General features: G+C 72.4%; 22 protein-coding genes. 8 read left to right on the top strand and 14 right to left on the bottom strand.

Features of this window, described 5'->3' with window-relative positions:
* Positions 1-98: 98 nt before the first annotated feature.
* Together ACPXBU_RS31825 and ACPXBU_RS31830 are read right to left on the bottom strand one after the other, a co-directional pair.
* Positions 99-707, bottom strand: coding sequence for a DedA family protein (locus ACPXBU_RS31825; protein WP_393363032.1), 609 nt, complete (start codon positions 705-707; stop codon positions 99-101).
* 101 nt (positions 708-808) lie between these two features.
* Positions 809-1,504, bottom strand: coding sequence for a class I SAM-dependent methyltransferase (locus ACPXBU_RS31830; protein WP_425761027.1), 696 nt, complete (start codon positions 1,502-1,504; stop codon positions 809-811).
* 181 nt (positions 1,505-1,685) lie between these two features.
* Here ACPXBU_RS31830 and ACPXBU_RS31835 point away from each other — a divergent pair, with 181 nt between their 5' ends.
* The gene (locus ACPXBU_RS31835) at positions 1,686-1,889 is read left to right on the top strand and encodes a cold-shock protein (protein WP_007462771.1); all 204 of its coding nucleotides are present in this window, start codon (positions 1,686-1,688) and stop codon (positions 1,887-1,889) included.
* A gap of 48 nt (positions 1,890-1,937) precedes the next feature.
* Here ACPXBU_RS31835 and ACPXBU_RS31840 read toward each other — a convergent pair whose 3' ends face one another.
* The 5 genes from ACPXBU_RS31840 to ACPXBU_RS31860 all read right to left on the bottom strand — a co-directional run bounded on the left by ACPXBU_RS31840 (position 1,938) and on the right by ACPXBU_RS31860 (position 7,145).
* Positions 1,938-3,218 (bottom strand): MFS transporter, encoded by a 1,281-nt coding sequence (locus ACPXBU_RS31840; RefSeq protein WP_425761028.1) that lies wholly within the window; start codon positions 3,216-3,218, stop codon positions 1,938-1,940.
* On the bottom strand, positions 3,215-3,790 hold the full coding sequence (locus tag ACPXBU_RS31845; protein WP_425761029.1) for an ArsR/SmtB family transcription factor: 576 nt from the start codon (positions 3,788-3,790) through the stop codon (positions 3,215-3,217). The genes ACPXBU_RS31840 and ACPXBU_RS31845 overlap by 4 nt, the downstream gene beginning before the upstream one ends.
* A 111-nt stretch (positions 3,791-3,901) precedes the next feature.
* Complete coding sequence (locus ACPXBU_RS31850; protein WP_425761030.1) at positions 3,902-4,783, bottom strand: hypothetical protein; 882 nt, start codon at positions 4,781-4,783, stop codon at positions 3,902-3,904.
* 160 nt (positions 4,784-4,943) lie between these two features.
* On the bottom strand, positions 4,944-6,626 hold the full coding sequence (locus ACPXBU_RS31855; RefSeq protein WP_425761031.1) for a CocE/NonD family hydrolase: 1,683 nt from the start codon (positions 6,624-6,626) through the stop codon (positions 4,944-4,946).
* Positions 6,627-6,629: 3 nt separating this feature from the next.
* Positions 6,630-7,145 carry a MarR family winged helix-turn-helix transcriptional regulator gene (locus ACPXBU_RS31860; protein ID WP_425761072.1) on the bottom strand — a complete coding sequence of 172 codons (516 nt, stop codon included), beginning with the start codon at positions 7,143-7,145 and terminating at the stop codon, positions 6,630-6,632.
* 123 nt (positions 7,146-7,268) lie between these two features.
* Between ACPXBU_RS31860 and ACPXBU_RS31865 the strand changes: the two genes are divergently transcribed.
* Complete coding sequence (locus tag ACPXBU_RS31865; RefSeq protein WP_425761032.1) at positions 7,269-9,395, top strand: MMPL family transporter; 2,127 nt, start codon at positions 7,269-7,271, stop codon at positions 9,393-9,395.
* Positions 9,396-9,444: 49 nt separating this feature from the next.
* On the opposite strand, the gene ACPXBU_RS31870 is transcribed toward ACPXBU_RS31865, so the two are convergent.
* Both ACPXBU_RS31870 and ACPXBU_RS31875 read right to left on the bottom strand, forming a co-directional pair.
* Entirely contained in the window at positions 9,445-10,326 is an 882-nt protein-coding gene (locus ACPXBU_RS31870) for a transglycosylase SLT domain-containing protein (protein ID WP_425761033.1), read from the bottom strand.
* Between the two features lie 33 nt (positions 10,327-10,359).
* Complete coding sequence (locus tag ACPXBU_RS31875; RefSeq protein ID WP_425761034.1) at positions 10,360-11,778, bottom strand: DedA family protein; 1,419 nt, start codon at positions 11,776-11,778, stop codon at positions 10,360-10,362.
* A gap of 133 nt (positions 11,779-11,911) precedes the next feature.
* On the opposite strand from ACPXBU_RS31875, the gene typA reads away from it, so the two are divergent.
* From typA to ACPXBU_RS31890, 3 genes are all read left to right on the top strand, one after another.
* Positions 11,912-13,780, top strand: a complete 1,869-nt coding sequence (gene typA, locus ACPXBU_RS31880; RefSeq protein WP_393363057.1) for a translational GTPase TypA — start codon at positions 11,912-11,914, stop codon at positions 13,778-13,780.
* Positions 13,781-13,969: 189 nt separating this feature from the next.
* A complete protein-coding gene (locus ACPXBU_RS31885) occupies positions 13,970-14,821 on the top strand; it encodes a serine hydrolase (RefSeq protein WP_425761035.1) in 852 nt (283 codons plus the stop codon).
* Between the two features lie 52 nt (positions 14,822-14,873).
* On the top strand, positions 14,874-15,575 hold the full coding sequence (locus tag ACPXBU_RS31890; protein WP_425761036.1) for a lysoplasmalogenase: 702 nt from the start codon (positions 14,874-14,876) through the stop codon (positions 15,573-15,575).
* Here ACPXBU_RS31890 and ACPXBU_RS31895 read toward each other — a convergent pair.
* Positions 15,544-16,341, bottom strand: coding sequence for a tyrosine-protein phosphatase (locus ACPXBU_RS31895; protein WP_425761037.1), 798 nt, complete (start codon positions 16,339-16,341; stop codon positions 15,544-15,546). The genes ACPXBU_RS31890 and ACPXBU_RS31895 overlap by 32 nt on opposite strands.
* Before the next feature lie 44 nt (positions 16,342-16,385).
* On the opposite strand from ACPXBU_RS31895, the gene ACPXBU_RS31900 reads away from it, so the two are divergent.
* Together ACPXBU_RS31900 and ACPXBU_RS31905 are read left to right on the top strand one after the other, a co-directional pair.
* Positions 16,386-17,483, top strand: a complete 1,098-nt coding sequence (locus tag ACPXBU_RS31900) for a mandelate racemase/muconate lactonizing enzyme family protein (protein ID WP_425761038.1) — start codon at positions 16,386-16,388, stop codon at positions 17,481-17,483.
* Between the two features lie 58 nt (positions 17,484-17,541).
* A complete protein-coding gene (locus ACPXBU_RS31905; protein ID WP_425761039.1) occupies positions 17,542-18,462 on the top strand; it encodes an NlpC/P60 family protein in 921 nt (306 codons plus the stop codon).
* Positions 18,463-18,587: 125 nt separating this feature from the next.
* Here the strand turns inward: ACPXBU_RS31905 and ACPXBU_RS31910 are convergent, their stop codons facing one another.
* From ACPXBU_RS31910 to pnuC, 3 genes are all read right to left on the bottom strand, one after another.
* Positions 18,588-19,586: a TerC family protein gene (locus ACPXBU_RS31910; protein ID WP_393363078.1), complete on the bottom strand. Its 999-nt coding sequence runs from the start codon at positions 19,584-19,586 to the stop codon at positions 18,588-18,590.
* A 317-nt stretch (positions 19,587-19,903) separates the two neighbouring features.
* Positions 19,904-20,971 carry an AAA family ATPase gene (locus tag ACPXBU_RS31915; RefSeq protein WP_425761040.1) on the bottom strand — a complete coding sequence of 356 codons (1,068 nt, stop codon included), beginning with the start codon at positions 20,969-20,971 and terminating at the stop codon, positions 19,904-19,906.
* On the bottom strand, positions 20,968-21,624 hold the full coding sequence (gene pnuC, locus ACPXBU_RS31920; protein ID WP_425761041.1) for a nicotinamide riboside transporter PnuC: 657 nt from the start codon (positions 21,622-21,624) through the stop codon (positions 20,968-20,970). Before pnuC ends, ACPXBU_RS31915 begins: the two co-directional genes overlap by 4 nt.
* A 93-nt stretch (positions 21,625-21,717) precedes the next feature.
* On the opposite strand from pnuC, the gene ACPXBU_RS31925 reads away from it, so the two are divergent.
* A complete protein-coding gene (locus ACPXBU_RS31925) occupies positions 21,718-22,011 on the top strand; it encodes an antibiotic biosynthesis monooxygenase family protein (RefSeq protein ID WP_393363085.1) in 294 nt (97 codons plus the stop codon).
* Between the two features lie 102 nt (positions 22,012-22,113).
* On the opposite strand, the gene ACPXBU_RS31930 is transcribed toward ACPXBU_RS31925, so the two are convergent.
* Complete coding sequence (locus ACPXBU_RS31930; RefSeq protein ID WP_425761042.1) at positions 22,114-22,971, bottom strand: helix-turn-helix domain-containing protein; 858 nt, start codon at positions 22,969-22,971, stop codon at positions 22,114-22,116.
* Positions 22,972-23,197 lie beyond the last annotated feature (226 nt).

Here is a 23,197-nt window from a genome sequence, read left to right on the forward strand (position 1 = left end):
GGGCCTGCCGTGCCCGGCGCAGGGATCAAGCCTGACCGCCCGGAGCCGGGCACGGCAGGCCCCGCCCCCACACCGCAACCACCGACCCAGAAGAACCCTCAACCAGCAACAACGAACAACCGCCGCCGCGCCCCCAACAGCACGACGGAAGCCAGCACCATCCCGACCCCCATGGTCACCAGCAGCGGGCTGGGCTGCCCCGGCAGCAGCCCGGCCAGCGATCGGGATGCCGTGCCCAGCGCGAGGTAGAGACCGGCCCAGGCGGCGGCGCCGAGCGTCGCGCAGCCGAGGAATCGCCGGTACGACATCCGCAGCCCGCCGGCGGCCAGCGGAAGCAGCGCGTTGAACACGGGCAGGAACGGCGCGACGATCATCATCCGGCCGCCACCGCGACGCAGGATCCCCTCCGCGGCCGACCAGCGCGGCTCACCGATCCAGCCGCCGATCCGGCTGTGTCGCAGCCGCTCGGCGTACCGGCGGCCGATCAGGAAGCTCAGCGACCAGCCGGCCAGGCAGCCGACCAGCACCGCGGTGAAGGTCGCCAGCCCGGTGGTCGGGCGGCCCACCCCGACGGCGGCCAGGATCGCCACGTCGCCGGGGATCAGGACACCCAGCAGGGGTACGGCGTCGAAGAGCATGACGAGGCCGAGTGCACCCATCAGCAGCAGAACGGGTAGTTCGCCGATTTGTGCCAGCCATTGCGTCATGCCTCGTACGCTATGGCCGCGGACCACTTCGGACATCCGGTTCCAGCCCCCAGGCCCCCCTGGTATCGGTCTCGGGGTCGTCCCTGAGGCGGTGTCCACGCTCAGACGGGTCGCAGCACCTGCACCCGGCGCAACGACGAGTCGACCGAGGGTTCGGTGGTGGGTACCGGATAGTCGGCAAGGACCGTCAGGCGGTCCGCCGGTAGGTGCCCTCGGCCGGGGTCACCGACCAGCACGTCGGCGCCCCGGGCGGCGACCCTCTGCAGGAAGGGCAGCATCTTCTCGGCCATCGCGCGGTCGTAGAAGACGTCTCCGGCGACCACCAGGTCGGCCTCCGCGTCGGTGCCGTCGAGCAGGTCGTCCCCGGTGACGTCGACGTCGACCCGGTTGGCCCGCGCGTTGAGGGTGACGGCGGCGACGGCGTACGGGTCGATGTCGTTGGCGACCACCTCCGCGGCGCCGGCGAGCGCGGCGGCGATGGCCACCAGTCCCGAGCCGGCGGCGAGGTCGAGGACCCGACGTCCGGCGGCCAGCTCGGGGTGGTCCAGGAGGTGCCGGGCCAGGGCCTGGCCGCCGGCCCAGGCGGACGCCCAGTACGGCGCCGGCAGGGCGTGCCCGGCGGCTGCCTCCATCCGAGCCCAGAAGACGATCGCGTCCTCGGCCAGGTACAGCCGCACCTCGGGGACGAACGGGGTGGGCACCAACCGGAGCCGGTCCAGGCCGGCGCCGGGCGCGTCGATCTCGCGCTCCAGCTCGGTCAGCACGTCGGCTGCGGCACCCCTCATCGGCGCAAGCATGCCCCAGCGGCGGGTGGTCGGGGCAGGTTTCACGTGCCGGCGCGCAGAGTTCACCCGAGTTCACACGAAGACCTACGGCACTTCGGCCAGCGGATTGGGGTTTCGCCCGTTACTGTCGGACAGGTACGGGCGATCATCGGCCAGAGGCCGAGGGTCAGCCGCTTTGAACAGGGAGAGATGCATGGCAACCGGCACGGTTAAGTGGTTCAACTCGGAAAAGGGCTTCGGTTTCATCGAGCAGGACGGTGGAGGGCCGGACGTGTTCGTCCACTACTCCGCCATCGCCTCGAGCGGCTACCGGGAGCTCAACGAGGGCCAGAAGGTCGAGTTCGAGGTGACCCAGGGGCAGAAGGGTCCGCAGGCGGACAACGTCCGCCCGATGTAGCTCCGTGCCGGTGACGGCGGCCGGTCTCCGGCCGCCGTCGCAGCGCACTCAAGACGCCGCCGGGGCGGCGGGCAGGTCCCGCCGCCTCCGGATCGGTCCGATCAACAGAATCAACGGGGTGACCGCCAACCAGGCGGTCATCACGACAATTGCCGTCGCGACGCCGTAGCGCGCGCCGAGGGCTCCGGCGAGCACTGCCGCGAGCGGGATCGTGCCGTAGTTGAGCAGGTGCATGCTCACCGTCACCCGGCCGAGCAGGTGGTGCGGCGTGTAGGTCTGCCGGAAGGCGCCCTTGACGACGTTGCCGATGGCCACCCCCAGGCCGATCAACAGGCCGCCGAGGGCTGGCCAGGCCAACCCGATGCCGGGTGTGCCGAGCGGGATGAGCAGGGCTGGCGGGCCGGTGAACACCCCGGCGATCAGCAGTGCCCGCGCGGTGCCACAGCGCCGGCCCAGCGTGGTGGCGAGCAACGCCCCGATGATCCCTCCGGCGCTCATCACGGCGATCAGGACGCCCACCAGACCCGGTGCGAGACGCAACTCGCGGACCAGGAAGACCACGAGGACGGCCTGGTAGCCGGTCAGCCCGATGTTGCTGGCCGCGCCGAAGACCGTCAGCACCCGCAGGTACGGGTCCCGGGCGACGAAACGCAGCCCTTCGGCGATGTCGCGGCGCAGTGAGCGGGACCGGTCCGCCCGGCGTGCGCGTGGTTCGACGGTGCGGATCCGCAGGAGGCACACCGCGGAGACCAGGAAGCTGATCGCGTCCAGCAGCAGCGCGGTGACCGCACCGATGAGCTGGGCGATCAGACCTGCGACGCCGGGTCCGACGACATAGCTCGCGGTCTGGGTGGCGTGCAGCTTCGCGTTGCCCTCCGGCAGTTGCTCGGGTCGCAGCAGCACCGGGAGGTACACCTGGTCGGCGGTTTCGAAGAAGACCCGCGCCACGCCGGCGCTGAGCGCCACCACCAGCAGGTGCGTCACGGTGAGCCGGTCGAGTGCGGCGGCGAGCGGCACGGTGAGGAACAGCAGCGCGCGGAACAGATCGCAGGCCACCATCACGGGTCGGCGGGGCAGCCGGTCCACCCAGGCACCGGCGGGCAGGCCGATCAGCAGCCAGGGCAGCCAGGCCGCGGCGGTGAGCACCGCCACCTGGAAGGTGCCGGCGTCCAGGACGGCGACCGCGACCAGGGGCAACGCGACTGTGGAGACGTTGCTGCCGATGCTGCTGACCGTCTGGCCGGTCCAGAGCAGCCGGAAGTCCCGATGCCGCAGCAGCCCGCCGCGCGGGCGGACCGGCAACGGGCCGGTGCGGGTGGTCGCGGTCACGGCCGGGCCGGAATTCCGTGGGCGAACACGAACACGGGCTGCCGTTCGTGACCGTCCTCGGGCGGCTGCCGGTCGGCCCACCGGGCCAGCAGGTTGGCTACCTCCTGGCTCAGCTCGAACAGCTCGTCGGGGGTGAGGTGCAGCCACCTGTCGGTGGAGAACGGGCCGTCGTGCCAGGCGGCGTGCGCCGCGTCGTCGGCGGCGTGCCAGGCTCGGGCCAGGGCGACGTGCCGGTCCAGGTTGAGCGAGGTGGCGGCGTCGGCGACCGCCCGGGCGGCCGGGTCGGCGTCGAAGTCGGTGTTGGACCAGCGCACTCCTCGGGTGACGAGCCGCCACCACCGCTCCCGCCGGTCGCGGGCCAGTTCGGGAGCCTCGGTGACCAGGTTCGCGGCGGCGAGGACCTTGAGGTGGTGGCTGACGTTCGCCGGCGCCTGGTCGGTGCGCTCGGCGAGCAGGCCGACGGTCGAGGGCCCGTGCACCTTGAGCACGTCCATCAGCCGGCGACGCAGCGGGTGGGCCAGGGCGGCCAGCACCCGCGAGTCGGTGACGTGGCGTACGTCGGGGGTCTCCATACCGCCACCCTGCCATCCGCAACATCTGTTGCGCAACGGTTATTGCTCAACAGATGTTGCGGATGAGGTTGAGGAGAGGGGCGACCCGGCGGCTACGGACCGCCCCTCCGCTCAGGCGACCATCCGGCGGGACAGCTCGTCGGCGACCTGTTTGGCGACGGTGGGCGGAATGGCCGCCGCGATCTTCTCCGGCGTCAGCCCGGCCAGGGCGCCCTCGATGATCGCCGTCTCATCGGTGAAGTCCTTCGCGGCCAGTGCGTTCAGCGTGCTCTGCAGGGCGGTGAGCTGTTTCGTCATCGCCTGCAGGTTCCAGTTGCCGGCCACCGGGGCGCCGGTGTCGTCCCGACCCTCCGCCATCCGGGTGTAGATCTGGCCGATCGGGTTTCGGCCGTCCAGCACGGTGAGGTTCGTGTGGACCGTGGCCAGCCAGTTGTGCTCTTCGGGGGTCATGTCGTCGTCCTCCAGGAGTCCGATGGAACTGAGGTAGCGGCGGAACAACGGCCGTTGGTCGCGGCCCGCCTTGATGGCGTCACGGAAGAAGCTGAAGTGGGTGTGCCAGCGGTGCGAGCTGTCGCCGGTGCTGCGCTTGCCGAGGCGGTCCCACCGCTTCACGGTCGAACCGTCGGGGCTGTAGATGATCTCGCGGAGGTCCCGGGTGTCGGCCGCGTTCGCGACGCACTGGGCCACGCACCAGAGCGAGAAACTCGCCATGGTGTGCGTACGGCCAGCGGAGCGGACCTCGAACTGGCCGACGTCCAGCGCCGCCGCGTCCAGGGTCAGTCCGGCTCGGTCCCGGGGTGACTCGACGACCGAATAGTCGTTCGTGACCACCCGGTCCGAGCCGCAGTGATAGCCGCCGCGGTGATCCGGGTCGCCGACGATGCCGACCTCGTCCGGCTCCAGGTCGGCAGCGCGGACGGTGTTCGGGTCGATGTTCAGGTGGGTGAGGAGAAGGCTTCGGACGGCCAATAGGTTTGCCGGGGCCCGTGTCATGGGGTCCCCCTCTCGGATGGGGCGGGGACCGGGTACGACGTCACACCGCGTACGCGGTGTTGGGCTTCGGGCGATCCCGGTCGGCTTGCTGCACGGCACCGGGCGTTACACCAACCATAGCCCGCATTATCGATGAATGCCCAGCTCAGGAGGGTTCTTTTTAGATTGATGGTGCCGTCGGGGCTGAGTGGACGATCGGCAACAGCAGCGCCGACGGGTGAGCGGGGTCGTGGAGCACCTGCCGCCAACCGGCACGCAGCGTCACCGCCGTACCGAGCGGTTCCCCGGTGCCGGGGTTGCGCGCCCACCGGGGATGGGCGCCACCGGCGATCTGCACCCGCAGCCGGTGCCCGGTGGCGAACCGGTACGCGGTCGGCCAGAGCGCCACCGGGACCCGCCGCACCCCCGACGGGCCGGCGGGGAAGCGTTCGGGGGTCACCCGCACCAGACCGTCGCACACGTTCCACGAGCGACCGCGCCGGTCCACGTCGCACAACCGCACGAAGACGTCCAGGTACGGCAGCTCACCACGGACGTGGATCTCGGCGCGTACCGGACCGATCACCTCGATCGGGCCGGCCAGCGGGGCGCTGGTGTAGGTCAGCACGTCGGGGCGGGCTTCGACCTGCCGATTGTCCACCGGGCCGGCTTGCTTGGCGACCAGCAGCGGCCCACCCACCGACGGGGTGGGGTCGGCCGGGTCGTACCGGAACTCGTCCGGCGTCGACGCGAGCGGCGGGCGGACCGCCAGCTCACCTCCCGGATGCAGGTGCCAGGCCGTCTCGACAGTCGAAGGTGGCCAGTCCGGCAGGTCCCGCCAGCCGCCGCCGGGCCCACCCAGGTGCAACCGGACCGGGGCGGCCCCGGCCCGGCGCGCCCGCCGGCCGGCCGGTGGCACCGCCGTCAGGTGCTCGTCGAGCCAGGCCAACCCCTCTCGCAGGGCGGCTACGAACAGCCCCGGGCTGCCGTGTGTCCAGGGGCCGACGACGAGGCGTGGCCGCGTGCCGGCGGCGCGCAGCGTGGCGTAGTCGTCGAGTTGGGCGGGCAGGAAGATGTCGTGCCAACCGCTGACCAGGACCACCGGCGCCCGCACCCGGGCCACCCGGTCGGCGAAGACGCGCTCACGCCAGTACGCCGCCTCCGGGGTGTGGTGGCGCAGCCACTCCTGGAAGAACGGGATGGTCACGCCGGTGGCCACCCGGTCGGCGTCCGCGAGCGGCAGGTGCGCCAGCGCGGCGGCCAGCCGGGGCTGGCCCCGCTTGAGTTCCCACTGGCGGGCCAGCCATCCGACGTTCTGCGCGTGCAGCAGCTCCGCCCAGGTCAGCACGGTGTCCAGGGCGAAGGACTCCCCCGCGTACGTCGAGTCCCGGGTGGCCGAGGCGGTCACCACCGCGACCATCGCGCGCAGCTCGGCACCGGCGTCGGCGGCCAGCGCCCACTGCGCGAAACCCTGGTAGCTGACCCCGAACATGCCGAGCTGGCCGGACCACCAGGGCTGGCGACGCAGCCAGTCCAGGGTGTCCACTCCGTCGTCGCGCTCGTGCACGAGCGGTGCGAAGGTGCCACCGGACCCTCCGGTGCCCCGGCAGTCCTGGATCACCGCGTGCCGACCCCGCGCGGCGAGCAGCCGGCCGAGCAGCCGCAGTGGTCCGCCCCGCCCGTACGGGGTGCGGATCAGCACGGTCGGCGCGCCGCGCACCGCCGCGGCGTAGTGGTCGGTCCGCAGCACCACACCGTCGCGGGTGCGGACCGGGATGTCGCGGGTGACCCGCACCGGGCCGGGACGGGTCGGCGACAACCGCAGCGCGACGGCCGCAAGGCGGGTGACCAGCCGGGCCGGCACGGCTCAGCCCGTCGGCGGGCGGGGCGACCCGGATCGGGCGCCGCGCACCGCGTCCCGGTGCCCCCGCAGCGACTCGCTCATCTGCGCCATGAACCGGTGCACCACCTCCAGCTCGCCGTCGTCGAAGCGGGCCATCACCGTGTCGGTACGCGCGCCCAGCGGCTGGAAGAACTGCATGGCCAGGGCCGCTCCCTGGTCGGCGTAGTGCAGCAGCACCTTGCGCCGGTCGACGGTGTCCCGGTCCCGGCGGATGTGACCGGCCCGCTCCAGCCTGTCGATCAGGGCGGTGACCGAGCCGGAGGAGAGATTGAGCTGCTCACCGAGGCGGCCGGGGGTGATCGGGTCACCGAGCAGTTCGGCGTCCATCACCGCGATCAGGGCCTGGAGGTCGGTCGGGTTGAGGCCGTGCAGGTTGGCGAAGGCGTGGCCGACCTGCTGGGCGTCCACCGCGTACCGCCGGAGGTTGTTGGTGATCTCCGCGACCAGCTGCTCGCGGCGCGTGTCGCGCCGCCGGTACATGCCGTGAGTCGCCACCTCGCGCCGCTCTTCCCGTCGTCGGTCTCCCGGGTTGCAGCATAGAACAGCCCTCGATAATCTCGGCTATCAAGATACTCGGCTGCCGAAGGACTTTGGGGTCATCTGATGTCTGTGTTCACCAGGGTCGCGGGCGGCCGGCTCGCCGCCTGGCTCACCGTGGCCGCGGCGATCGTCGTCGGCGCGGTCGTCTTCGGAACGCCCCAACCGGACAACCCGGCCCCGGTCTCCGCCACCGGCCTGTCGGTGCGGTGGCAGTCGACACAGGTGGAACGCCTCCAGGAGCAGTTGCCGTCCAGCGAGGTCCAACCGGCCATCGTGGTGGTGAGTCGAGGTGACGGCGGGGCGCTGAGCGAGGCCGACCGGGCCGCCGTCGCCGCCCGCGCCGGCGACCTGGGCCGCTTCGCGGTGAGTGGACGGGTCAGTCCCCCGCAGCTCTCCCCGGACGGGGCGGTCGCGCTCGTCGCCGTGCCAGTCGACACCAGCGGTGGTCAGGACGAGGTCACCGGCACTGTCGACGAGCTACGCGCCGCGCTGGGCGACCTGCCCGGCGAGCTGAACGCCGAGGTGACCGGCGCACCGGCCTTCACCGCCGACCTGTCCTCGGTGTTCGACGGGGCCGACGTCACCCTGCTCGCGGTGACCGCCGCCGTGGTGGCGCTGCTGTTGCTGATCACCTACCGCAGCCCGTTCCTGTGGATCGTGCCACTCGTCGTGGTCGCCGCCACCGAACAGCTCACCCTGCGCGCGGTCGACGCCATCGTGCCGGCCGTCGGCATCAACCTCCAGCAGGGCCAGGTCACCGGCATCGCCAGCGTGCTCGTCTTCGGTGCCGCCACCGACTACGCGCTGCTGCTCATCGCCCGCTACCGCGAGGAACTGCGGCGCGAGCAGGACCGGTACGCGGCGATGCGCGCCGCGTTGCGCCGTACCGCCGAGCCCATCCTCGCCAGCGGCGGCACCGTGGTGCTGGGAGTCCTCACCCTGCTGCTCAGCGAGCAGGAGACGAACCGGGCCCTCGCCGTGGCCTGCGCCACGGGTGTGGTCTTCGCCATGCTGTCGGCGCTGTTCGTGCTCCCCGCCGTGCTGGTGCTCCTCGGCCGCGGCCTGTTCTGGCCGTTCGTGCCCCGCGTCGGTGGCCCGGCCCGGGAGGGACGGCTCTGGGGACGGCTCGGCACCGCCGTGCAACGCCGCCCGGTGGTGGTCGCGGTGCTGGCCACCCTGCTGCTCGGCGGTCTGGCGCTGGGTGGGCTCGGGATCCGCACCGGCCTGTCCGAGACCGAACAGTTCCGGGCCGAGCCCGAGGCGGTGACCGGGGCGCAGACCCTGGCCCGTGCGTTCCCCGCCGGCAGCACCCAGCCGGTGGCGGTGCTCACCAACCCGGCGGCGGCGCGGGCCGTCACCGAGGCCGCCACCGCCGTGCCCGGGGTCGCCTCGGCACGCCCCGGCGACGCCGGTGACGCCGTCGCCCAGGTCGACGTCGTCCTGGACGCCGAACCCGGGACCACCGCCTCGGACCGCGCCATCGAGGCCCTGCGCGAGGCGGTCGCCGCCGTCCCCGATTCCGCTCCGCCGGCCGCGGCCGGCGCCGACACGCCATCCGGGGCGATCGTCGGTGGCTCCGTGGCCGCCACCTATGACTCCGACGAGGCCAACGACCGCGACCTGCGACTGATCCTGCCGATCATCCTGTTGCTCGTCGGCGCCGTGCTCGTGCTGCTGCTGCGCGGCCTGCTCGCTCCGCTGCTGCTGGTGCTCACCGTGATCGCGTCGTTCTTCGCCAGCCTCGGCGCGGCGTGGCTGCTCTTCGACCACGTGCTGGGCTTTCCCGCGCTGGACAGCGGTGTGCTGCTGCTCGCGTTCGTGTTCCTGGTGGCGCTCGGGGTGGACTACAACATCTTCCTGGTCACCCGGGCCCGGGAGGACGCGCGCGGCGCGGGCACCCGCGACGGGATGCTCTCCGCCCTGCGGGTCACCGGCGGGGTGATCACCAGCGCCGGAGTGCTGCTCGCCGCGGTCTTCGCCGTCCTCGGCGTGCTGCCGCTGATCACGCTGACCCAGATCGGCATCATCGTCTGCATCGGCGTGCTGCTCGACACCCTGCTGGTGCGCACCGTCCTCGTGCCGGCGCTGGCGTTCCTGCTCGGAGACCGCTTCTGGTGGCCCGGCCGGATCACCCCGGACCAGCCGGCCGACAGCCCGGCGTCGCCGGAGCCGGTCGCCGCCCGCGACTGACCGGCACACGCGCGGGGCTGTGGCGACACCGGCACGGCCCCGCCCGCGATCAGTAACCCAGGCAGACGCACTCGGTCATCAGCGCCCGCACGTTGCGCACGTACGACGGGTTGGGGATGGCCAGGGGCTGGCCCTCCTGCGCCACCGCGCCGTGCCCGGCGTTGTACGCGGCGATGACCGCGTTGAGCAGGCAGGAATTCAGCTCGGCCCCACACAGCGCCGGGTCGAGACGGAAGTCCGACCCGAAGTACATGTCACCGATGTACTTCGTGGCCCAGGCCAGGTAGGTGGCCCCGAGGAAGGCGTTGTCCCGGTAGTCGTCGATCTGGTAGCTCTGCTCGAAGCGCTGGTTCATCCAGGTCGCGGTGTTCGGCATCACCTGCAGCAACCCCACGCCGCCGTCGCAGGCGTAGATGTTGGACTGCCAGCCGCTCTCCTGCCACGCGGTGGCCTTGAGCAGGCCGAGTGGGATCTTGATGTCCGGCGCGGAGACCGGCCAGTAGGAACGGGCGGCCGCGTCCGTCAACGCCGCCTTCGCCTCGGCCTGGGCGGCCTGGGTGCCCCGGTAGGTCGGCTTGCAGGAGCTCGGCGCCGGCTTCGGCGGGGCCGGCGGGACCAGGGTCTCGGTGGGCGGTTTCGCCACCGCGAGCGGCTTCGGGGCCGTACGGGTCGGCTTCTTCTTCGGCTTCACGGTCGGGGACGGGGAGGCGCGACGGCTCGGCGCGGCACCCATCGACTCCACGGCGCTCACCGACGGGCTCGGCGCCTCGGTGGCCTCCTCGGAGGAGGGATTCGCCGGCATGTCCGAGAACGCGACCGGGGCGTTCTGGTCCGGCGGGCTCTTCCCCTCGCCGGCGCACCCGGCCAGCACACTCGACGCCAGCAGCCCGACGAGCACCGCAGCGCCCAGCCGATTGGTCAGTCGAACCATCGTGGTGCCTCCCCGTGTGACAGTCGTCGCACCCTAACAAGGTTCCACCGGCCGCCGGTGCCCCTGCGGCGGCGTCACCGCCTGGTCGTCCGGCTGCTCGAGATCACCCACGGCCCGGTCCCGGGTGGCCCAGGCGACCATGAACACCACGGTCCAGAGCACCCCGAGCAGCACCGCCGCGGCGGCCCCGCTCGCCGAGTCCAGGCCGAGGTAGAGCCGTGCGCCGCCGATCCCGAGCATCCCCGCGGCGGCGGTCGTCCACGCGGCCACCGCCACCGGCCAGCGGGCGCTGCGCGACACCAGCCAGGCCAGGGTGCAGAAGCTCGCCGCGACCACGGCGTTCTGGGTCGAGAGCGCGGCCACCTCGCCGCCGCCCGGCGCGGTGCTGTGCGCGCCTGTCACCTCGGCGGCCACCGCCAACACCACGAGCGGCACGAACGCGCCCACCGTGCCGACCACGCTGAGCAGGTCCGCCCGCCAGGGTCGGTTGCGCCACGCCAGCACCGCGGCCACCAGCCCCACCAGGGCGATCAGCACCGACCCTCGCACCACCGACACCACGACCATCGTGGCTTCGGCGGCGTCCGGGGTACGCCGGGCGGCGAACCACCCCGCGATGGCGTCGTCGAGCGCGACCAGCCCACTGTTGCGGATCACCAGGGCGAGCAGCCCGGCGATGGCGAGCCCGGCGGCGAAGAGCAGCAGGAGCCCGGCGGCCAGATTGAGCAGCAGCGTCCAGGCCGGTCCGATCCGCATGGCCACCAGGAAGAACAGCACCCCGTAGCGGGCGGTGAGCCACCGCACCGGCGGCAGCGCGCCGGCCCGGGACAGCAGCGCGCGGACCGGGTCGGGATTGCGACCCAGCCACCGGCCGACGAGCACGACGCCCAGCAGGCCGGCCAGCAGCAGCCCCGCCACGCCGGTGGCCCGGCCGAGCAGCCGGGAGACCGTGTCGTACGACTCACCGGCGAGGTGACCGAGCAGGACCGAGCCGCCCACCCAGGTCGCCACCCCGGCCAGGTTCCACGGTGCGAACCGCCGGTACGGCATGCCGGCCGCACCGGCCAACCGGGGCACCAGGGTGCGGGCGAAAGCCACCCAGCGGGCCGCGAACACACCCCGCCCGCCGAGCCGGGCGAGCATGGCATCGGCCCTGGCCCACCGCCGGGGACCGACCCGGTGACCCAGCCCGGCGCGCAGCCGCGGCCCGTAGCGCCGGCCGGCGCGGAAGGCCAGCCCGTCACCGAGAACCGCCGCGACGATCATCGCGAGCAACGCCGGTCCGAGCCGCAAGGTACCGTTGTAGGTGAGGAAGCCAACGAGCAGCAGGGTAGCCTCACCCGGCACGAGCAGGCCGAAGATCACCGCGGTCTCGCCCGCCACGATCAGCGCGGCGACCAGGTAGATCCAGAGGGCGGGCAGACTCTGCACCCAGGTCAGCAGGTCGTGCACTCAGGCCCCCGGAACACGGGAGTCAGCATGCCAGCCGGGGTAACCAGCCGGACAGCAGTTTCACCATAGATCAGGGGCACCTGGGGGTGACCCCGACGCGGCCTGCGCGAGCGCAGGCGGAAGGATAGAGGGTATGCAGCTTCGCACCGACCTCCGCAACGTCGCCATCATCGCTCACGTCGACCACGGCAAGACCACGCTTGTCGACGCCATGTTGCGGCAGGCCGGGGCGTACGGCGCCCGGGGCGAGAACACCGAGCGGGTGATGGACTCCGGTGACCTGGAGCGGGAAAAGGGCATCACGATCCTGGCCAAGAACACCGGTGTGCGGTACCTGCCGGCGGACGGCTCCGACCCGGTCACCATCAACATCATCGACACCCCCGGCCACGCCGACTTCGGTGGCGAGGTGGAGCGCGGCCTGACCATGGTCGACGGCGTGGTGCTGCTCGTCGACGCCAGCGAAGGCCCGCTGCCGCAGACCCGCTTCGTGCTGCGCAAGGCGCTGCGGGCCCGGATGCCGATCATCCTGGTGATCAACAAGGTGGACCGCCCCGACGCCCGGATCAAGGAGGTCGTGGACGACACCTACGAGCTCTTCCTCGACCTGGACGCCGACGAGGAGCAGATCGACTTCCCGATCGTCTACGCCTGCGCCCGCGACGGCATCGCCTCGCTGACCCAGCCCGCCGACGGTTCGGTGCCGGACGACAGCACCTCCCTGGAGCCGCTGTTCCGCACCCTGCTGGACACCATCCCCGCCCCCGCGTACGAGGACGGCGCGCCGCTGCAGGCGCACGTGACGAACCTCGACGCCTCGCCGTTCCTCGGCCGGCTGGCGCTGTGCCGGGTCCGACAGGGCACGATCAACAAGGGTCAGACGGTGGCCTGGTGCCGCACCGACGGCAGCACCCAGCGGGTCCGCATCTCCGAGATGCTGATGACCGAGGGCCTGGAGCGCAAGCCGGCCGACACGGCCGGACCGGGCGACATCATCGCCGTCGCCGGCATCCCCGAGATCATGATCGGTGAGACGCTCGCCGACGTCGAGAACCCGGTCGCGTTGCCGCTGATCACCGTCGACGAGCCGGCCATCTCGATGACCATCGGCACCAACACCTCGCCGCTTGTCGGCCGGCTCAAGGGCTCCAAGGTCACCGCGCGGATGGTCAAGGACCGGCTCGACAAGGAGCTGATCGGCAACGTGTCCCTGCGGGTCCTGCCCACCGAGCGGCCGGACGCCTGGGAGGTGCAGGGCCGCGGCGAGCTGGCGTTGGCCATCCTGGTCGAGCAGATGCGCCGGGAGAGCTACGAGCTGACCGTCGGCAAGCCGCAGGTGGTCACCCGGGTAATCGACGGCAAGACCTGTGAGCCGGTCGAGCGGCTGACCATCGACGCCCCGGAGGAATACCTGGGCGCCATCACCCAGCTCCTCGCGACCCGTAAGGGTCGGATGGAGCAGCTGGTCAACCACGGCACCGGCTGGATCCGGATGGAGTGGCTGGTCCCGGCGCGCGGCCTGATCGGCTTCCGCACCGAGTTCCTCACCGACACCCGGGGCACCGGCATCCTGCACCACGTCTTCGAGTCGTACGAGCCGTGGTTCGGCGAGCTGCGCACCCGCAACAACGGTTCGCTCGTCGCCGACCGGGCCGGCGCGGTCACCGCCTTCGCGATGACCAACCTTCAAGAGCGCGGTCAGCTCTTCGTCGAGCCCACCACCGAGGTGTACGAGGGCATGATCGTCGGGGAGAACTCCCGCTCCGACGACATGGACGTCAACATCACCAAGGAGAAGAAGCTCACCAACATGCGGCAGTCGACCTCCGACGAGACCGAGAAGCTGGTCCCGCCGCGAAAGCTCACCCTCGAGCAGGCCCTGGAGTTCTGCCGCGAGGACGAGTGCGTCGAGGTCACCCCTGCCACGGTGCGCATCCGCAAGGTGGTGCTCGACCAGCAGCTGCGGGGCCGGGCCACCGCCCGCCGCAAGCACGCCGGCTGACCCACCAGCACCCGAAACCGGGCGCGGGGGCCGCGGGGGGGCCCCGCCCCCCGCCGCGTACCCCCCCCCCGCGCCCCCCCCCCCCCCCCCCACCCGGGCCGCGGCGCCGGCGGGCGCCCCCCGCGCCCGTCGTCTTCCCCCCGACGGGTACGCGAGCCCACCCTCGCTTGATCCGCTACGGTCACCGGCATGACCTGGGATGATCTCGACGCCCACCTGGACCAGGTGCCCGGCACCGTCTCCGCGTACGTGGGGCGGCTCGACGCGCCGCCGACCTGGACCCGCCACGCGGACGCCGGCCACTACGCGGCGAGCACCATGAAGGTGGCGGTGCTCGCCGCGCTGCACCGGGCCGCCGAGGCGGGCACGCTGGACCTGGACGCCCCGGTCCCCGTGGTCAACGAGTTCGACTCCGCGCAGTCCGGCGCGCCCCGCTTCTCCTGCGCGCAGCCCTACGACAACGACGACGCCGTCTGGGACCGGCTGGGTGGCACGGCGTCGCTGCGCTGGCTGGCCGAGCGGATGATCGTGCGGTCCAGCAACCTGGCCACCAACCTGGTCATCGGACACGTCGGGTTGCCCGCCGTCGCCGAGGTGTGGGCGCTGGCCGGTGCCCGCGGCAGCGGCACGGGCCGGGGCATCGAGGACTTCGCCGCCCGCGCGGCAGGCATCACCAACACGGTCACCGCCGCCGACCTGGCCGCCCTGCTCGGCGCGCTGGCCACCGGGGCCGGCGCCCCGGGCCGGCTCGCCTCGCCGGCGGCCTGCTCGGCCATGCTGGACGTCCTGCTCGCGCAGGAACACCGGGAGGACCTGGCCGCCGGCCTGCCCGAGGGCACCCGCATCGCGCACAAGAGCGGTTGGGTACGCGGTGTGCGCCACGGGGTCGGCGTGGTGCTGCCCGCCGACGCCCCGCCGTACCTGATCGCCGTCTGCACCACCACCGACCCGGCCGGGGGCGACGACCAGGTCGAGGACGACGCCTGCCTGCTGCTCGCGGACATCTCGGCGCAGGTCTGGGCCGCCCGCCACCAGCTCTGACCTCTACCGTCGGTCCGGCTACGCTGCTCGCACCCCCACCCCGGAGCCGCCGATGCCCCGCAGTCGCACCGTGCTGATTGCCTTCCTCGTCGTGACGGCCGCGAACCTGCTGGCCAACGCCACCGGCGGCGGCGTGGCCTTCCTGCTCACCAAGCCGCTGCTGATGCCGCTCCTGGCCGCGTACCTCTGGCGGGTCAGCGCCGAACGCGGAGCCCGGCCGGACCGGGTGGTGCTCGTCGCGCTGGCCTTCGCCACCGGCGGCGACGTCGCCCTGATGATCGACGGCACCGGCTGGTTCCTCGCCGGCATGGCCTGCTTCCTCGGCACACACCTCTGCTACTTCGCGGCCTTCACCCGGCACGGTGCCGCGACCGCGCTGCGCCGCACGCCGCTGGTCGCGGTTCCCCTGGGGTACGCGACGCTGACCGTCGTCGCCCTCACCTGGATGTGGACGGGGCTGACCGACGTCGGGCTGGCCGTACCGGTGGCCGCCTACGCGGTAGCGCTGGCCGCCATGGCGAGCACCGCCGCCACCCAGGGCTGGCGGGTCGGCCTCGGCGCCGCGCTCTTCCTCGGCTCCGACCTGTTGATCGCCGCCGGGGTGGCCGAGGTGGCCCAGCCACCCGGCGCGCCGGTGCTGGTCATGGCGACCTACGCCGCCGGCCAGGCGCTGGTCGTCACCGGCCGCGCCGCCCGCACCGGCACACCCACCGGTGCGCCTGTCACTCCAACAGGTGCGCCCGCAACGCGCTGAGGGTTTCGTCGGTCAACCCCAACCCGTCGCGCAGGTACGCGTCGAACGAGCCGTGCACCCGACGCACCTCGTCGTAGCCGGCGTCGAGGTACTCGGCGCGGACCTCCAACACCGGCACCACCGCGTCGACGTCCAGCTCGGGATTCCGCCGACGCATCGCCTCGACGATCACCGCCCGCAGGCTCTCGGTGAGCTCGTTGTTGCGCAGGTAGTCGGCGCGGACCGCCGCCTCGTCCACCCCGAGCGCCGTCAACAGGATGACGGTCAGCCACCCGGTGCGGTCCTTGCCGGCGGAGCAGTGGTAGACCATCGGCAGGTTCTCCGGCCGCGTGGCCAGCCGTACCGCCTCGGCGAAGCCGACCCGAGCCGACTCCCCGGTGACGAACCACCGGTAGATGGCCGCCATCGCCCCCGCCGTGCCCTGCCGGGCCAACTCCGCGTACGCGTCCAGGTCGTGGCCCAGCAGCACCGCCGAGACGTACGTGAAGACCGGGTGCTCCGGGTCGTGCACCGGAAGGCACACCAGCCGCGGCTCGCCGGCCAGCCGATCCGCCGGGGCGACCGCGATCTCCGCGGGGGCGCGCAGATCCAGCACGCACGCCGGCCCCAGCTTCGCCAGCACCGGCAGGTCCTCGTCGGTCAGCCGACCCAGCGCCGGAGTACGGATCAGCTGTCCCACCCGGACCCGCCGCCCACCGGCGCCGACCAGCCCACCCAACTCACGCGCGTTCGGTGCGCCCACCAGCTCCCAACTCTGCCCGGTCATCCGGTCCCCCATCCTGCCGCGTGCCTGCGTATAGGGTGCCTCACATGACGATCTCGGAGGTACGCACCCACCGGGTTTCCGCCCCCTTACACACCCCGTTCGTCACCGCGCTGCGGCGTACCACCACAGTGGACACGCTCGTCGTCGAACTCGTCGACACCGACGGTCGGTCCGGCTTCGGCGAGGCGCCCCAGGTCTGGCAGGTCACCGGTGCGTCGGTCGCCGGCGCGCGGGCGTGCGTACGCGAACTGCTCGGTCCGCGGTTGATCGGTCGTGACCCGGACGACCTGGTGACCCGGTGCGCCGACGTGCAGCGCGCGGTGGCGGGCAACGAGGCGGCGAAGGCGGCGGTGGACGTCGCCCTGCACGACCTCGCCGCCCGACGGCTGGGCGTACCCCTGGTGCGGTTGCTCGGGGGCACCTCGCTGCGGGTCCCGACGGACGTCACCCTGGCGGCGGGCGACGCGGTGGACCTGGCGGCGGCGGCGCGGCAGCGGCAAGCCGACGGGTTCGGCGTGCTCAAGGTGAAGGTCGGCACCGACGCGAGCACCGACCTGGACCGGGTACGCGCCGTCCGCGCGGCCGTCGGCCCCGGGGTTCGGATCCGGCTGGACGCCAACCAGGGCTGGTCGCCCCGGGAGGCGGTCCGGGTGATTCGTGGCATCGAGGACGCCGGGCTCGACGTGGAGTTGGTCGAGCAGCCGGTGCCCCGCTGGGACCTGGACGGGCTGGCCTGGGTCAGCGACCGGGTGTCCGTGCCGATCCTGGCCGACGAGGCGGTCTTCGGGGTCCGCGACCTGGTGGAGGTGATCCGCCGTCGGGCCGCCGACCTGGTCAACGTCAAGCTGGCCAAGTGTGGCGGGCTGCACCCGGCGCGTACCCTCCTCGACCTGGCCTCCGCCCACGGGCTCGGCACGGTTGTCGGTTCGATGATGGAGAGTCAGGTCGGCATCGGGGCGGCGGCGAGCCTGGTCGCCGCGTACGGCACCACAGCGGTCAGCGACCTGGACGCCGCCTGGTGGCTGGCCTGGTCGCCGGTGCAGGGCGGGATACGGTACGACGGGGCTACCGTGGTGCTGCCGAACGCCCCCGGCCTGGGCATCTCCGGGCTGGCTGAAGCTAAGGTGCAGGCTCGCGCTTGATGAGTGTTGTTTTCTTTCATAGGGTTCCCTGGACAACCGACTCGATCTGGGGGTTGACGTGGAGCTGCAACCGGGCCGCGAGGCCGTCGTTCGCGTCGCGGTGGCAACACTGTGGACCTCGCCCGAGGCGGTCCGTCCGGTCGATCGCCCGGCGCTGACCGCCGGCGCCGACATCCTGGCCTGGGTCTCCGGTCTCAGCACCGAGCAGCAGGTCGGCGACTGTGTGCTGAGCCAACTCCTGCTCGGCGAGCGGGTCCTCGTCAGCGAGCTACGACCGGACGGCTGGGCCCGCGTCGTCGCCGTCGAGCAGCCGGCCGCCAAGCTGGACCCGCGCGGCTACCCGGGATGGCTCCCCGCCGACCAACTGGCCGCGGTCGACCCGGCCACCCGCACCGACGCCCAGGTGGTGGTGGACGCCACGGTCACCGCGCTGCACGCCGCCCCGGGCGGGCCTGTGGTGTTGCCCGGCGTCGTCGTCGGCACCCGCCTGGTGCCGACCGGCCCCGCCCGCGACGACTGGCGGCCGGTGCACGCCCCGGGGCAGGCCGCGCCGCTCTGGCTGCCCGACAGCCACCTGGTCCCGGCCTCGGCCGCCGCGCCGACCGCCGAGCAGGCGCTCGCGGTGGCGCAGCGGCTGCTGCACGTGGCCTACATCTGGGGTGGCCTCTCCGCGCACGGCATCGACTGCTCGGGGCTGGTGCACCTGGCCTGGCGGCGGTTCGGGGTGCTGCTCCCCCGCGACGCCGACGACCAGGCCGTCGCCACCACCCCGCTGGCGTTGGGGGCGGAACGCCCCGGTGACCTCTACTTCTTCGCCCGACCCGGCCGCAAGATCCACCACATCGGCATCGTCACCGCCCCACCCGGGGCCGGCGGCGAGCGACGGATGCTGCACGCCTGCTACCGGCGGCGGCGGGTCATCGAAGAGCCACTACCGGCCGATCGGACCGCCACGCTCGTCGGCGCACACCGGGTCTGACGGCGGGGGCACCCTCGGCTGATCGGCGCGTACCGGGGTCGGACCGCCAGGACATCCGCCGCTGGTCGGCGCGCGCACCGGGTGGGGACCGGCCGGGCGCATCGGGGCGCCCGGCCGGTCTCCGGTCAGCGACGGGCGTCGGCCAGCTCGCGGCGCCGGTCCCGGGAGGACTTGATCAGGCTGGCGGCGGTGGCGATGCCCAGGGTGCCGAGGATGACCAGCAGCGACAGCCAGATCGGGATGTGCGGTGCCCAGCCGACGTGCTCGCCACCGTTGATGAACGGCAGTTGGTTGTCGGCCAACGCCTCCAGCACCAGCTTGACGCCGATGAAGCCGAGCACGACGGCCAGGCCGTAGCTCAGGTAGATCAGGCGGTCGAGCAGGCCACCGAGCAGGAAGTAGAGCTGACGAAGGCCCATCAGCGCGAAGACGTTCGCGGTGAAGACCAGGTACGGCTCCTGGGTGATGCCGAAGATCGCCGGGATCGAGTCCAGTGCGAAGATCAGGTCGGTGGTGCCGATCGCGATCATCACGATCAGCATCGGGGTGAACAGCCGCTTGCCGGTCGAGTGGGTGGTGAGCTTCGCGCCGTCGTACTCCTTGGAGATCGGCAACGCCTTGCGGCTCCACCTGATCAGCACGTTCTCGGAGAACTCGTCCTCGTCCGGCTCGCCCTGCCGGGCCAGGTTGACAGCGGTGTAGATCAGGAACGCGCCGAAGATGTAGAAGACCCAGGAGAACTGCGAGATCAGCGCCGCACCGGCGGCGATGAACCCACCGCGCATCACCAGGGCCAGCACTATGCCGACGAGCAGCACCTTCTGCTGGTACTGCCGGGGAACCCCGAAGCGGGCCATGATGATCACGAAGACGAAGAGGTTGTCCACCGAGAGGCTGTACTCGGTGAGCCAGCCGGTGTAGAACTGCCCGGCCGGGCTGGCACCAGCGGTCAGCCAGACACCCGCCCCGAACAGCAGGGCGAGCCCGACGTAGAAGGCGACCCAGAGGCTCGACTCCCGCACACTCGGCTCGTGCGGGCGCCGGCCAATGATCAACAGGTCAACGAGCAGGACCGCGGTCAGTACGACAAGCGTCCCCGCCCACACTAATCCGGACACGTCCAACGTTCTTTCCTCCGGCAGACACGCGGCGTCGGGCACACCGTACGCCGCCGCTCGGGCCGGTGTGCCGCTGTCGCTCACTCTGGTGACTGTCGGAGGTCTCTTCCGCCGCCGCCCGCGAACGGAAACGGCGACCTACGGAGCCGGGTCGGGTCGCCGTGGTTCCGACGATCGACCGTGCTGACGACTCCGTCGCGAAGGAATACTCCCCTCCTCGGTGACCATTGTTGCCCACCACGCCCCGTGATCACACCCCGGGCACCCGGTGTCGCTGAACACCACTGGTCCCGGGAATCCCACCGCACACCCGCCAGGGTGTCCTAGGAGGCTAGTATCGGATCGCTGAGCGACCAGCCGGCGGCCAGCAGGTCGTCGCAGGCGCGTACCGCCCGGGCCAGCCGCTCGGCGTGCGTACCGACCAACTCCACCACCGGCACCCCGCACCCGGCCAACTCGCTCCGGAACCGCTCGGTCATCCAGGCCCGCAGGTGCTCGCCGTCGCGCAGCCCGTCGTCGGTGAAGGGCACGTCCCGGTGATCCGTCAGCAGGTACAGCGCAGGCCTCCGGGCCGCCGCCCGCACCTCCGGGGACGTGCTGCCCAGGTAACGCTCCTCCCACACCGCCGTGGCCCGCGCATCGGTGTCGCAGACGAGCAGCGGACCGCCGACCCGGGCCGCCGCGTCCTCGGCCGCCTGCTGCTCGCGGACCACCGCGCGAAAGTCGTCGGTGTCCCAGGTGACGTCGAAGACGGTCGCCCCCGGAACGCGCTCCCGCAACCGGGCCAGCTTGTCGGCGGTCAACTCCCGGCCGTACTCCGGCACCCAACGCGTGCCGTAGTGCGCCGCCAGCGCCGCGGCCATCGTGGTGGTGCCTGTCGACTCCGCGCCGACCACCACCACCCGCCGAGCGAACCAGGCGCGCACCGGCGGGCTCAAGAACCGCCAGTGACCCGCCGGATCCGCGCGGACGGCGGTGCCGGAGACCGGCACGGTTCGCCGATCCGGATCCACCGACACCCCTACGGCGTCGAAGCGGCGAGCCAACTCCGCCCCGTACGCCTCGGACGAGACGACCACGTCCACCCTCCGGGGACCGACCGCGTCGCGGAACACCGCACAGTGCGCGTCCCAGACGGCCGGGTCGTCGTAGTCGACCGGGTGATCGTCGTACCTGCCGACGAAGCGCACCCACGGGGTGTCCGCGTGCACCTCACGCAACCAGTCGAGCCGCAGCGCGAGCGGGATGGACTCCCGGCGCGAGGGCGCGACGACGACGGTGACCTCGGCGCAGCGGGCCGCGGCGGCCGCGATCAGCGCGTGGTGCCCGGCGTGCGGCGGGTAGAACTTGCCCACCACCAACCCGTGCCCGAACTCTGCGTCGGCGTTCACGCGCTCACCGGCGCCGGGCCGGGCGGAACCGGGGTCGGCCTGTCGACCCGGCGCAGGTCCGCCCGCCAGGCCCGCAACCCGAGCACGCACAGGGCAAGGAAGACCAGGTAGAGCACGGCGGTCAGGTGCAGTCCCTTGTACGCGTACAACGGGATGTAGATCAGGTCGGCGGCGATCCAGAGCCACCAGCTCTCCACCCGCTTGCGGGTCTGTCCGTAGGTGGCCAGCAGGGACAGCGCCGTGGTCACCGCGTCCGGCAGCGGCACGGTCGAGTCGGTGGCCCGGTCCAGCAGAGCCCACAGCCCGCCGGTGAGCAGCACCCCGACGATCGCCAACAGCAGCCACTCTCGGCGCCCGGTCCGGCCCACCGTGAGCCGGCTCCGCCGTTCGCCACCGAACAACCAGTGCCACCAGCCATAGCAGCCGAGCGCGACGTAGACCACCTGGAGCCCCGCGTCCGCGTACAGCCCCGCGGTCCAGAACAACAGCATGAGCAGCACCACGTTGGCGATGCCGACCGGCCAGTTGGCGATCCTCTGTCGGGCCACCAGCCACACGTTGAGCACACCTGTCGCGAACCCCAGCAGCTCCGCCCAGGTGGTGGCCGTGCCGGCCACCTCGAATGCGGTACCGGTGAGCCAGTCGATGATCACGACCCCACACTAGGGGCCCCCGAGGGGCGTCGCCGACACCGGAACGGACCCCGCGACACCGCCCGACCGGCCCACCGTGAGAGGCTTTCCGACATGGTGCTTGAGGTCGCGCTGATCGACGTACTGCCCGGACACGAGGACGCGTTCGCCGCCGCGTACGCCGAGGGTCACCCGGTGCTCGCCGGGGCGACCGGCTGCCGGTCCGTCCGGATGACCCGGGGAATCGAGTCGCCGACACGCTTCGTGCTGCTCGTCGAATGGGACTCGGTCGAGGCGCACGAGAACAACTTCCGGGCCACCGAGCGGTTCGCGCAGTGGCGGGCGTTGATCGGGCCACACTTCGCCGGGCCGCCCCTGGTCGAGCACTTCCTCGACGTGCCGGCCTGAGTCTGCTGTCGTACCCCGCGGTTATCGTGCCCTGCGCACGCGCCGGCCGCCGGTCCCGACGGGCTCGGGGGCGCCGGGCCCGGTGGCCGCGCGGCGTGGTTCCTACTCGCCGACGCGGCGCGCCAGCAGGGTGACCGTCTCCTCCGGTGACAGCGCGGCCGCCAGCAACGCCTCGGTCATCCGCTGGTAGCGGTCGACGTCGAGCACGGTGGCCAACCGCACGTCGGTGGTCAACGTCTCCAGCATCACCGTCCGCGGGTCCGCCGGGTCGGGAAAGGCATAGCAGGAGTACGGGGTGAGCGGGTGCAGCCCGCCACCGGCCACCCCGCGGGGCAGCAGCCGCACCGTGACATGGGACAGCCCGGTCACGGCGACCAGATGCCGTACCTGTTCGCGCCAGACCTCGTCCGGCAGGTCGCCCGGGTCGCAGGCGGCCTCGGCGAGCACCGCCGTGTAACGCGGCGGATAGGCCCGCCGCAACACCTCCTGCCGCAGCGCACGGGCACGCACCTCGGACTCCACATCGAGCTCCGGCGTGAACCGCGCGCCGGCCTCCACGAACACCCGGGTGTACGCGGGCGTCTGGAGCAGCCCCGGCACGACCGCCGGCTGGTACTCGACGATGTCGGCGGCGCCCGCCTCCAACTCGGCGTACGTGCGCTGGCGTTCGCTCATCTCGCCGAGCGTCTTCCACCAGCCGCGGCTGGTCGCCGCGTCCCGGGCGATCACGATCAGCGCGTCACGGACGGGCGAGGGCACCTTGTAGACGTCCAGCAGATCGAGCACGTCCGCGAGATCGGGACGGCTCTGGCCCAGCTCGATGCGGGACAGCTTCGACGTCGAGGCCCAGCCCAGCCGGTCGCAGACCTGCTCCAGGGTCAGCGCCTCGCGCCGACGCAGTTGGCGCAACTCAGCGCCGAGACGTGCACGTCGAATGACAGGACTCGTTGGCAGCGGCATCCCGGCCTCCCCAACGAGGGAGCGTACGCAGGACGATCACCCAGTGCAATAGCTCGCTCGCTCACCGCAATCAGGTCATTCGGCGCGGCCGGCGGTCTGGACCGACCGCTCCGGTGTGGACGGCCTGCCCGGCGGGCCGCTCCACGAGGCCCACGACCGCAGGACCGACCCGGCTCAGCGCCGGCCCGGGGCTCACGGCCGATCCGGGGCTCACGGCCGGCCCGGG

It is taken from the genome of Micromonospora sp. DT231 (assembly GCF_049847025.1).
Lineage (GTDB): Bacteria > Actinomycetota > Actinomycetes > Mycobacteriales > Micromonosporaceae > Micromonospora.

Bases quoted from the DNA above. Each gene is read 5' to 3' on its own strand.
- ACPXBU_RS31860 (WP_425761072.1), bottom strand. From the start codon at position 7,145: ATGTACCGGCGGCGCGACACGCGCCGCGAGCAGCTGGTCGCGGAGATC.
- ACPXBU_RS31830 (WP_425761027.1), bottom strand. From the start codon at position 1,504: ATGCTTGCGCCGATGAGGGGTGCCGCAGCCGACGTGCTGACCGAGCTG.
- ACPXBU_RS31885 (WP_425761035.1), top strand. From the start codon at position 13,970: ATGACCTGGGATGATCTCGACGCCCACCTGGACCAGGTGCCCGGCACC.
- typA (WP_393363057.1), top strand. From the start codon at position 11,912: ATGCAGCTTCGCACCGACCTCCGCAACGTCGCCATCATCGCTCACGTC.
- ACPXBU_RS31835 (WP_007462771.1), top strand. From the start codon at position 1,686: ATGGCAACCGGCACGGTTAAGTGGTTCAACTCGGAAAAGGGCTTCGGT.
- ACPXBU_RS31825 (WP_393363032.1), bottom strand. From the start codon at position 707: ATGACGCAATGGCTGGCACAAATCGGCGAACTACCCGTTCTGCTGCTG.
- ACPXBU_RS31850 (WP_425761030.1), bottom strand. From the start codon at position 4,783: ATGACACGGGCCCCGGCAAACCTATTGGCCGTCCGAAGCCTTCTCCTC.
- ACPXBU_RS31845 (WP_425761029.1), bottom strand. From the start codon at position 3,790: ATGGAGACCCCCGACGTACGCCACGTCACCGACTCGCGGGTGCTGGCC.
- ACPXBU_RS31930 (WP_425761042.1), bottom strand. From the start codon at position 22,971: ATGCCGCTGCCAACGAGTCCTGTCATTCGACGTGCACGTCTCGGCGCT.
- ACPXBU_RS31900 (WP_425761038.1), top strand. From the start codon at position 16,386: ATGACGATCTCGGAGGTACGCACCCACCGGGTTTCCGCCCCCTTACAC.
- ACPXBU_RS31925 (WP_393363085.1), top strand. From the start codon at position 21,718: ATGGTGCTTGAGGTCGCGCTGATCGACGTACTGCCCGGACACGAGGAC.
- ACPXBU_RS31870 (WP_425761033.1), bottom strand. From the start codon at position 10,326: ATGGTTCGACTGACCAATCGGCTGGGCGCTGCGGTGCTCGTCGGGCTG.
- ACPXBU_RS31890 (WP_425761036.1), top strand. From the start codon at position 14,874: ATGCCCCGCAGTCGCACCGTGCTGATTGCCTTCCTCGTCGTGACGGCC.
- ACPXBU_RS31865 (WP_425761032.1), top strand. From the start codon at position 7,269: ATGTCTGTGTTCACCAGGGTCGCGGGCGGCCGGCTCGCCGCCTGGCTC.
- ACPXBU_RS31895 (WP_425761037.1), bottom strand. From the start codon at position 16,341: ATGACCGGGCAGAGTTGGGAGCTGGTGGGCGCACCGAACGCGCGTGAG.